7 protein-coding genes are annotated in these 10,486 nt (G+C 68.1%); all 7 read left to right on the forward strand.

Annotated elements, in window-relative coordinates; all coding sequences use genetic code 11:
• The first annotated feature begins 146 nt into the window (after window positions 1-146).
• Entirely contained in the window at window positions 147-1,835 is a 1,689-nt protein-coding gene (gene fadD2 / locus RTW82_RS25460; RefSeq protein ID WP_021219260.1) for a long-chain-fatty-acid--CoA ligase FadD2, read from the forward strand.
• Between the two features lie 285 nt (window positions 1,836-2,120).
• Window positions 2,121-3,806, forward strand: coding sequence for a long-chain-fatty-acid--CoA ligase FadD1 (gene fadD1, locus RTW82_RS25465; protein ID WP_316926837.1), 1,686 nt, complete (start codon window positions 2,121-2,123; stop codon window positions 3,804-3,806).
• Between the two features lie 233 nt (window positions 3,807-4,039).
• Window positions 4,040-4,945, forward strand: coding sequence for a LysR family transcriptional regulator (locus tag RTW82_RS25470; protein ID WP_316926838.1), 906 nt, complete (start codon window positions 4,040-4,042; stop codon window positions 4,943-4,945).
• Window positions 4,946-5,121: 176 nt separating this feature from the next.
• Window positions 5,122-6,654: an MFS transporter gene (locus tag RTW82_RS25475; protein WP_316926839.1), complete on the forward strand. Its 1,533-nt coding sequence runs from the start codon at window positions 5,122-5,124 to the stop codon at window positions 6,652-6,654.
• 13 nt (window positions 6,655-6,667) lie between these two features.
• Entirely contained in the window at window positions 6,668-7,729 is a 1,062-nt protein-coding gene (locus tag RTW82_RS25480) for an HlyD family secretion protein (protein ID WP_316926840.1), read from the forward strand.
• A gap of 1 nt (window position 7,730) precedes the next feature.
• A complete protein-coding gene (locus tag RTW82_RS25485) occupies window positions 7,731-9,179 on the forward strand; it encodes an efflux transporter outer membrane subunit (protein WP_316926841.1) in 1,449 nt (482 codons plus the stop codon).
• 388 nt (window positions 9,180-9,567) lie between these two features.
• Entirely contained in the window at window positions 9,568-10,398 is an 831-nt protein-coding gene (locus tag RTW82_RS25490; RefSeq protein ID WP_316926842.1) for an SGNH/GDSL hydrolase family protein, read from the forward strand.
• Window positions 10,399-10,486 lie beyond the last annotated feature (88 nt).

Genomic DNA, 10,486 nt, shown 5'->3' on the forward strand with positions numbered 1-10,486 from the left:
CGGGCCGCTCAGGCGTGGGCCATTGCGGCAAGATTCACACTGTCTATGACGCGTTCGCGAGTATTTGCGTACGGGTGCGGACCTGCTAATTTCCGGGCAGTCCCGCTCGCGGGCCAGACACATTCAGGGCAAAGAGGATAAGAACAATGCAACCTGATTTCTGGAGCGACAAACGCCCTGCTGGCGTACCCGACCAGATCGACCTGACCGCCTATCGCTCGGTGATCGAGGTCTTCGAACGTTCCTGCAAGAAATTCGCCGACCGACCGGCCTTCAGCAACCTCGGCGTCACCCTGACCTACGCCGAGCTGGACCGCCTCTCCGGCGCCTTCGCCGCCTACCTGCAGAAGCACACCGACCTCAAGCCCGGCGACCGCATCGCGGTGCAGATGCCCAACGTGCTGCAGTACCCGATCGCCGTGTTCGGCGCCCTGCGCGCCGGGCTCATCGTGGTCAACACCAACCCGCTGTACACCGCCCGCGAGATGCGCCACCAGTTCAAGGACGCCGGCGTGCGCGCACTGGTCTACGTCAACCTGTTTGGCAAGCTGGTGCAGGAAGTGCTGCCGGACACCGAAATCGACTACCTGATCGAAGCGCGCATGGGTGACATGCTGCCGAGCCTCAAGGGCTGGCTGGTCAACACCGTGGTGAAGAAGGTCAAGAAGATGGTCCCCGACTTCCACCTGCCCCAGGCGGTGTCCTTCAAGGCCGCGCTGAAGCAGGGCCAGGGCCACGCGCTGAAACCGGTGAAGGTGAGTCTGGACGACATCGCCGTGCTGCAGTACACCGGCGGCACCACGGGCGTTGCCAAGGGCGCGATGCTCACCCACGGCAACCTGGTGGCCAACATGCAGCAGGTGGATGCCTGCCTGTCGCAGCTCGGCCCGGACGGCCAGCCGCTGATGAAGCAGGGCCAGGAGATCATGATCGCGCCGCTGCCGCTCTATCACATCTATGCCTTCACCGCGAACTGCATGTGCATGATGGTCAACGGCAACCACAACGTGCTGATCACCAACCCGCGCGACATCCCCGGCTTCGTCAAGGAGCTGAAGAAGTGGCGCTTCTCCGCGCTGCTGGGCCTCAACACCCTGTTCGTCGCGCTGATGGACCACCCCGAGTTCAAGGACCTGGATTTCTCCAACCTCAAGGTCACCAACTCCGGCGGCACCGCCCTGGTGAAGGCCACCGCCGAACGCTGGCAGGCCATGACCGGCTGCTCGGTGGTCGAGGGCTACGGCCTCACCGAAACCTCCCCGGTGGCCAGCACCAACCCCTACGGCACCCTGGCGCGCCTGGGCACCGTGGGCATCCCGGTACCGGGCACCGCCTTCAAGGTGATCGATGACGACGGCGCCGAGCTGCCCCTGGGCGAGCGCGGCGAGCTGTGCATCAAGGGCCCGCAGGTGATGAAGGGCTACTGGCAGCGCGAGGAAGCTACCGCCGAGGTGCTCGACGCCGAAGGCTGGCTGAAGACCGGCGACATCGCGGTGATCGACCCGGACGGCTACGTGCGCATCGTCGACCGCAAGAAGGACCTGATCATCGTCTCCGGCTTCAACGTCTACCCCAACGAGATCGAGGACGTGGTCATGGCCCACCCGAAGGTGGCCAGCTGCGCCGCCATCGGCGTGCCGGACGACAAGTCCGGCGAGGCGGTGAAGCTGTTCGTCGTGGCGCGCGAGGGCGGCCTCAGCGTCGACGAGCTGAAGGCCTACTGCAAGGCCAACTTCACCGGCTACAAGGTGCCCAAGCACATCGTCCTCAAGGACGCCCTGCCGATGACGCCGGTCGGCAAGATCCTTCGTCGCGAACTGCGCGACATCGCCTGACCCTTCCCCCCATCCCCGGCCCGCGAGGGCCGGCGGATGCGCTGCGATCCCTCTGCGACGCCTTCTGCACGCTGTTTAGAGAAACTACTCTAAAGATGACCAGGGTCATTGCATTCGGTCATTTTAATGACTGATAAGGCCTTCTTTGGCTCTGGTCGCCCATTTGCAAAGCTGCTACTCTCGGCGCGTTTTTTTGCCCTGGAAAGGGCTTGAACGACTGCACAGAACACAACAAACAACTGCCTCCGGCAGTGAAGATCAGCTGTTGCTTAGGAGTGGGCTTCCATGACCGAAAATTTCTGGAAGGACAAGTATCCAGCAGGCATTCCTGCGGAAATCAATGCCGACGCGTATCCCAATATCCAGGCGGTATTGAAAGAGTCCTGCCAACGCTTTGCCGACAAGCCCGCTTTCAGCAACCTGGGCAAGACCATCACCTACGGTGAGCTCTACGAGCTGTCCGGCGCCTTCGCGGCCTACCTGCAACAGAACACCGACCTGCAACCGGGCGATCGCATCGCCGTGCAGCTGCCGAACGTGCTGCAGTACCCCGTGGTGGTCTTCGGTGCCCTGCGCGCCGGCCTCACCGTGGTCAACACCAACCCGCTGTACACCGCGCGGGAGATGGAGCACCAGTTCAACGACTCCGGCGCCAAGGCCCTGGTCTGCCTGGCCAACATGGCCCACCTGGCCCAGGACGTACTGCCGCGCACCGGCATCAAGCACGTCGTGGTCACCGAAGTCGGCGACATGCTGCCGGCGCTCAAGCGCCTGCTGGTCAACAGCGTCGTCAAGTACGTGAAGAAGATGGTCCCGGCCTATCACTTGCCCCAGGCGGTGAAGCTCAACGATGCCCTGGCCAAGGGCCGTGGCAAGCCGGTCAAGGATGCCTCCCCGGCAGCGGGCGACATCGCCGTGCTGCAGTACACCGGCGGCACCACGGGCGTGGCCAAGGGTGCGATGCTCACCCACCGCAACCTGATCGCCAACATGCTGCAGTGCAAGGCACTGATGGGCGCCAACCTCAATGAAGGTTGCGAAGTGCTGATCACGCCGCTGCCGCTGTACCACATCTACGCCTTCACCTTCCATTGCATGTCCATGATGCTGACCGGCAACCACAACGTGCTGATCAGCAACCCACGTGACCTGCCGACCATGGTCAAGGAACTGGGCAACTGGAAGTTCACCGGCTTCGTCGGCCTCAACACCCTGTTCGTCGCCCTGTGCAACAACGAGGACTTCCGCAAGCTGGACTTCTCCGCCCTGAAGCTGACCCTGTCCGGCGGCATGGCCCTGCAACTGGCCGCGGCCGAGCGCTGGAAAGACGTCACCGGTTGCGCCATCTGCGAAGGCTTCGGCATGACCGAGACCAGCCCAGTGGTGTCGGTGAACCCGTTCCAGAGCATCCAGATCGGCACCATCGGCATCCCGGTCCCCTCGACCGAGTGCAAGGTGGTCGACGACGAGGGCAACGACCTCGCCATCGGCGCCATCGGTGAGCTCTGCGTAAAGGGCCCGCAGGTGATGAAGGGCTACTGGCAGCGCCAGGACGCCACCGACGAGATCCTCTCGGCGGACGGCTGGCTGAAGACCGGCGACATCGGCCTGATCCAGGAAGACGGCTACATGCGTATCGTCGACCGCAAGAAGGACATGATCCTGGTCTCTGGTTTCAACGTGTACCCGAACGAGCTCGAAGACGTGCTCGCCACCCTGCCGGGCGTGCTGCAATGCGCCGCCATCGGCATCCCGGACGAGAAGTCCGGCGAGGCGATCAAGGTCTTCGTGGTGGTCAAGCCAGGCGCCAACCTGACCAAGGACGAGGTGATGCAGCACATGCGCGCCAACGTCACCGGTTACAAGATGCCCAAGGCCGTCGAGTTCCGTGACAGCCTGCCGACCACCAACGTCGGCAAGATCCTGCGCCGTGAACTGCGTGACCAGGAACTGAAGAAGCTCAAGGGCTGATCCGTTCCGCCCTGAACAAGCCCCGCCTCTGCGGGGCTTTTTCTTTTCTGGCAGTCGCATCCAGGTGCGCCTCCGTAGGATGGGTAGAGCTCTGCGAAACCCATCACTGCGAAGTAGCCGGCCTGCTCCGCAGCTGGGTGCCGGGCGATGGGCCCGATCTCGCCTGTGATGCCTCGACGCCCCATTTCCCGCCCGCTAGAGTGCCGACTCTCGCGACCGCCCTGGAGCCGGCCATGCCCTTGCCCGATCTCAACCTGCTGGTAGCCCTGGACGTGCTGCTCGACGAAGGCAGCGTCGCCGGGGCCGCGCGGCGCATGCACCTGAGCGCGCCGGCCATGAGCCGCACCCTGGCGCGCATCCGCGAGGCGGTGGGCGACCCGATCCTGGTGCGCGCCGGCCGCGGCCTGGTGCCCACGCCCCGGGCCCTGGAGCTGCGCGAGCAGGTGCGCGACCTGGTGGAGCGTGCCAGCGGCCTGTTCCATGCCGACCAGGTGGACCTCTCCGGCCTGGAGCGCACCTTCAACATCCGCACCAACGACATCTTCATGGTCTGCTACGGCGGCCGCCTGTTCGAACTGGCCCACCGCGAGGCGCCCGGGGCCGTGCTGCGCTTCGTCCCGGAAATCGACGGCGACGACGACGCCATGCGCGCCGGGCGCATCGACCTGATGATCGGCGCCTCGCTCACCCTGTCCCCGGAGATCAAGTCCCAGGGCCTGTTCGAATGCCGCTTCACCGGCCTGGTGCGCGAGGGCCATCCGGTGCTGGAAGGCCCCCTCGATGCGGCGCGCTTCGCCACCTTCGAGCAGATCAGCGTCTCCCGCCGTGGCCTGGCCCGGGGCCCCATCGACCAGGCGCTGGCCGAGCTGGGCCTGTCGCGCAAGGTGGTGATGATCGCCCCCAGCTTCTTCTCCGCCGTGCTGGCCATGCTGGAGTCCGACCTGATCCTGCCGATGCCCGACCCCGTGGTCGCCACCTGCCGGCGCCTCGGCCTGCCCCTGCGCGCCTTCGAGATCCCCCTGCCGCTGGCGACGGTGGGGGTGCGCCAGTCCTGGCACCCGCGCTTCGACAGCGACCCGGCGCACCGCTGGCTGCGCACCTTGATCAAGCGCTGTTGTGAGGAAGGCCTGCCCGGCTGATCGAGGCTTGCCCCGACGCGCTGGTGTTTGTTCAGTCGTGCGTCTGACGCACTCGTAAATTAGAAATATTGCAATTTTCGGCATGCCATGGCCGCCCATAGACTTCCCGCGTATCCCTGAAACCCGGAAGTCCCCATGTCTTGCATGCACTCGCGCGCCAGCGGAGCACCGCTCCGATGAACGCGCCCCTGTCCCTGCCCCAGGCTGCCGCCAAGCCCGCCGCCGCACCGGTGCCGACGCCCTTCGGGCTGCGCATCGTCGTCGGCCTGGTGGGCGTGTTGCTGGCGGTGCTGGTAGCCGGCTTCAACGAAAACGTCACCAAGGTCGCCCTGGCCGATATCCGCGGTGCCATGGGCATCGGCCGTGACGAAGGCACCTGGCTGCTGGCGCTCTACGCCGCGCCTTCGGTCTGTGCCATGGCCTTCGCCCCCTGGTTCTCGGTGACCTTCTCCCTGCGCCGTTTCACCCTCGCGGCCATCGGTGCCTTCATGGTGCTGGGCCTGCTCAGCCCCCTGGCGCCCAACCTGCAGTGCCTGATGGCCCTGCGCGCCCTGCAGGGCCTGGCCGGCGGTGCGCTGCCGCCGATGCTGATGACCGTGGCACTGCGCTTCCTACCCGCCAACATCAAGCTCTACGGCCTGGCCGGCTACGCCCTGACCGCCACCTTCGGCCCCGGCCTGGGCACGCCGCTGGCGGCCTTCTGGGTGGAGGTCGTCGGTTGGCGCTGGGCCTTCTGGCAGATCATGCCTCTGAGCCTGCTGGCCTTGGCCGCCGTGTCCTGGGGGCTGCCCCAGGACCCGCTGCGCCTGGAACGCTTCCGCCAGTTCGATTGGCTGGGCCTGCTGCTGGGCTTCCCGGCGCTGTCGATGCTGGTGGTCGGCCTGGTGCAGGGTGACCGCCTGGACTGGTTCGAGTCGCCGCTGATCTGCCTGCTGCTGGGCGGGGGCTCGGTGTTGCTGGTGCTGTTCCTGCTCAACGAATGGAAGCACCCGCTGCCGTTTTTCAAGCTCCAGCTGCTCAAGCTGCGCAACCTCAGCTTCGCCCTGTTCGTGCTGGGTGGCGTGCTCTTCGTGCTGCTCGGGGTCATCAGCGTGCCCTCCGCCTACCTGGCCCAGGTGCAGGGCTACCGGCCGCTGCAGAGCGCCCCGGTGTTCCTGGTGGTGGCCCTGCCGCAACTGCTGGCGCTGCCCCTGGTGGCGGCCCTGTGCAACCTGCGCTGGGTGGACTGCCGCTGGGTGCTGGCCTGCGGCCTGGCCATGCTCGCCGTCGCCTGCTGGCTGGGTGCCGGGCTGACCTCGGCCTGGGTGCGCGAAGACTTCTACCTGGTGCAGGCGCTGCAGATCTTCGGCCAGCCCATGGCGGTGCTGCCGCTGCTGATGCTCTCCACCGGCAGCATCACGCCACCGGACGGCCCCTTCGCCTCGGCCTGGTTCAACACCATCAAGGGCTTTGCCGCGGTGCTCGCCGGGGGCGTGCTGGAAGCCCTCGGCACCCTGCGTCTGCACCTGCATTCCACCCAGCTGGTGGATCGCCTGGGCAACAGCCCGCTGCTGGAGGAGGGCGCGCAACTGGCCCGCCGCGTCCACCAGCAGGCCTCGGTGCTGGCCTCCGCCGACCTCTACCTGTGCCTGGTCGTTTTGGCGGCCGCGCTGATCATCGCCATCCCCTTCGTGCCCACGCGCATCTACCCGCCGCGTGCCCCGAGCTAACGGAAGAATCATCATGACCGACACACGACCCCGTACCCCCCTGATCGCCGGCGCCTTGCTGGCCGGCGCCGGCCTCATCGCCTGGAGCGCCTGGCACTTCACCGCTGGCGGCCGTGGCGAAGGCACCAACGACGCCTTCGTCCAGGCCGACTTCACCCTGGTGGCGCCCAAGGTCTCCGGCTTCATCGGCGAGGTGCTGGTGGAGGACAACCAGCCGGTGACGGCCGGCCAGCTGCTGGCGCGCATCGACGACCGCGACTACCGCGCCGCGCTGTCCGGCGCCCGCGCCGAAGTGGCCAGCGCCGAGGCCCGCCTGGCCAACGCCCGGGCCACCCTGGAACGGCAGGACGCGCTGATCCGCCAGGCCGAGGCCACGGTGGAGGCGGACCGCGCCGAGATGGAGTTCGCCCGTCACGAGCTGGAGCGCTACCAGCACCTGGCCGGGCAGGGCGCCGGCACCCTGCAGAGCGCCCAGCAGGCGCGCAGCCGCTTCGACACCAGCCGTGCGCGGCAGGCCGAACACGCTGCCGCATTGCTGGCCACGCGCAAGCAGACCGACGTGCTCGCCGCCCAGCGCGACGCCGCCCAGGCCGCCCTGGAGCAAGCCCGTGCCGGCCTCGAACGGGCCGAGCTGGACCTTTCCCACACCGAGCTGCGTGCGCCCATGGACGGCACGATCGGCCGTCGAGCGGTGCGGGTCGGCGCCTTCGTCAGCCCCGGCCAGGCGCTGCTGGCGGTAGTGCCCCTGGCGCGTGCCTACGTGGTCGCCAACTTCCAGGAAACCCAGCTCACCCACATGCGCCCCGGCCAAGTAGTGCAGGTGACCGTGGACAGCTTCCCCGGCGAGGTGCTGCGCGGTCGCATCGAGAGCATCGCCCCGGCCACCGGCGTGACCTTCGCCGCCATCGCCCCGGACAACGCCACCGGCAACTTCACCAAGGTGGTGCAGCGCATCCCGGTGAAGGTCCGCCTCGACGAGGGCCAGCCCCTGGCCGCGCGCTTGCGGGTGGGCATGTCGGTGGAAGCCGACGTGGACACCCGTGGCGAGCCCGAAGCCCTGGCAGGGGTGAACTGAGATGCGTCGACACGCGACCCTGCTGGTCCTGGCGATGGGCCTCGGCGCCTGCAGCGTCGGCCCGGACTTCACCCGGCCCGACGCCGAACTGGACACGAACTGGACCCTGGCCGACGACGCCGACCTGCCGAGCCGCGCACTCCAGGCCGAGCTGGAAGAACGCTGGTGGGAGGGCTTCGGCGACCCGCTGCTGGCCTCGCTTATCCACCGCGCCACCCACGAGAACCTCGACCTGCTCGCCGCCGCCAACCGCGTGGAGCAGAGCCGCGCCGCACGTCGCAGCGTGGCCGCCGGGCAGGCGCCGGATCTCGGTGTCGGCGCGGGCTACAGCCGCGCACGCAACAGCCAGCGCGGCCTCTCCGACCCCTCCGGCGAGTCGGGCCGCGCTGCCTACAGCCTCTGGCAGGGTGGCCTGGACATGGCCTGGGAGCTGGACCTCTGGGGCCGGGTAAGGCGCGAGGTGGAAGCGGCGGACGCCGGCGTGCAAGTCTCTGAGGAAAACCGCCGGGGCGTGCTGCTGGCGGTAACGGCGGAAACCGCGCGCGGCTACATCGAGCTGCGTGGCGCGCAGAACGCCCTGGCCATCACCGTGCAGAACCTGGAGATCGCCCAGCGCAGCCTGGCCCTCAACCGCACGCGCCTGGCCGATGGCGTCGCCACCCAGTTGGAGGTGGCCGAAGCGGCGGCCCAGGTGGCCAGCCTCGAATCGCGCCTGCCGCCCCTGCGTCAGCGCGAGGCGCAGCTGGCCAATGCCCTGGCCCTGTTGCTGGCCCTGCCGCCCGGTGCATTGCGCGAGGAGCTGGCGGCCCAGGAGGCACCGGCCATTCCCACGGGGCCGGCACGGGTGCCCCTGGGCCTGCCCAGTGAACTGGCCGAGCGCCGCCCGGACATCCGCCGTGCCGAAGCCGCTCTGCACGCCGCCACTGCCGACATAGGCGTGGCCGAGGGTGACTTCTACCCGCGCATCACCCTCTCCGGCGACCTCGGCTTGCAGGCCCTGCAACTGGACGACCTGGGCTGGGACGCCCGGCGCTTCGCCTTTGGCCCGGCCCTGAGCCTGCCGCTGTTCGACGGCGGCCGCCGGCGCGGCACCCTGGAACTGAGCAAGGCCCGCCAGCAGGAAGCCGCCATCGCCTACCGCAGCACCGTGCTCGCCGCCTGGCACGAAGTGGACGACACCCTCGGCGCTTACCAGGCGCAGCAACGCCGCCAGGCCAGCCTGGACCAGGCGGTGGACCACGCCCGCGTGGCCCTCGACAACGCCGAGCGCCAATACGGCCAGGGCACGGTGGATTTCCTCAACGTGCTCAGCGTGCAGAACGCGCTGCTGGCCAACCAGGCCGAACAGGTGGACAGCGCCACCGCCGCCGCCCTGGCGCTGGTGGAGCTCTACCGCGCCCTCGGTGGCGGCTGGCAGGCGTTGGAAGGGGAGAGGGCTCCTGGTGCCTGATGCCGGCGGGCGTTGGTATCCGGTTTCCGGGTGCAGGCCGATCGCGAATGAATTCCCACGGGGGCGGCGCTGCGCGCCGCTTGGCGACTGAAGTCGCCCCTACATCCCGGGCACCGTGCGGAGCTGATCGATGGGCAGGGTGGAGGTCGCTCTTTACCTCCACCGGGCGGGGTCAACCTGGGCGCGACCTGCCACGCCCCCGGGCTGAAGCCCGGGCTACGGGTCCGAAACCCCCGGGCCAGCCGCTTCGCTAGCTCTACCGAACGGTATGACCTCCCGTCGCCCCTGGCCGGTGCCAGCATTGCGACAGCTGCCGATTCGCATAATCTGCGCCGGTCCGCGGGGCCTGACCCGCGCCGTTACGCTTTCCTGGGGGACCTCCATGCGTATGAATGTGCGTCGAATCCTCCTGGCCTGGATGCTGGGAGTTGTCGTCGTCGGCCCGACCGTGGCCGCTGAAAACCCGTCCGCGAAACCGGTGATCGGTTCCGCCTCGCAACAGGCCGTGACGGGCCGCCCGCTCAGCGTGCTGTTCGTGGGCAACAGCTACACCTTCTACAACGATCTGCCGCGCATGGTCCGGCAGATGTCCCTCGACGCCGCCCAGCCGCGCCCGCTGGACGTGCGCGACGTCACCTTTGGCGGCGCCAGCCTCGAAGCCCACTGGAACCGTGGCGTGGTGCAGAAGGTGCTGGCCAGCCAGCACTGGGACTATGTGGTGATCCAGGACTTCAGCACCATGCCGGTGGACAACCCCGAGAAGACCCGCAAGTACGTGCGCCTGATGGCCGCCGAGGCGCGCAAGGCCGGTGCCCAGCCGATCCTCTACCTGACCTGGGCACGCCAGGCGATCCCGGCCATGCAGGCGCAGCTCGACAGCGTCTACACCGGCCTGGCCAACGAAACCCATTCCCTGCTGGCCCCGGTCGGCCAGGCCTGGAAGCAGGCCCTGGCGGCCACGCCGCAACCGCACCTGTTCATCGAGGACGGCAGCCACCCGAGCTACAGCGGCAGCTACCTCACCGCCTCGGTGTTCTATTCGCTGATCTACGGCGTGCAGCCGCCGGCGCCGTCGTCCGAACAGGCCGCGCGCCTGGATCGCGACAGCAGCGGCAGCGCCCTGCAAGGCTTCGCCTGGAACTCCCTGCAGGCCCAGGACCTGGCCTTGCGCACCGTACCGGCCGAGCTGCGCAGCCTGCCGATCACCGCCACCCGCTGAGCCGCTTCACCCCGCGTTGCCGAGCCGTCGGCACGCGGGGCGCTTGCCGATGCGGTGTGGGGGCGGAATCTGCGACAATCGCGCCTTT

It is taken from the genome of Pseudomonas sp. zfem005 (assembly GCF_032621735.1).
Classification (GTDB): domain Bacteria; phylum Pseudomonadota; class Gammaproteobacteria; order Pseudomonadales; family Pseudomonadaceae; genus Metapseudomonas; species Metapseudomonas solani.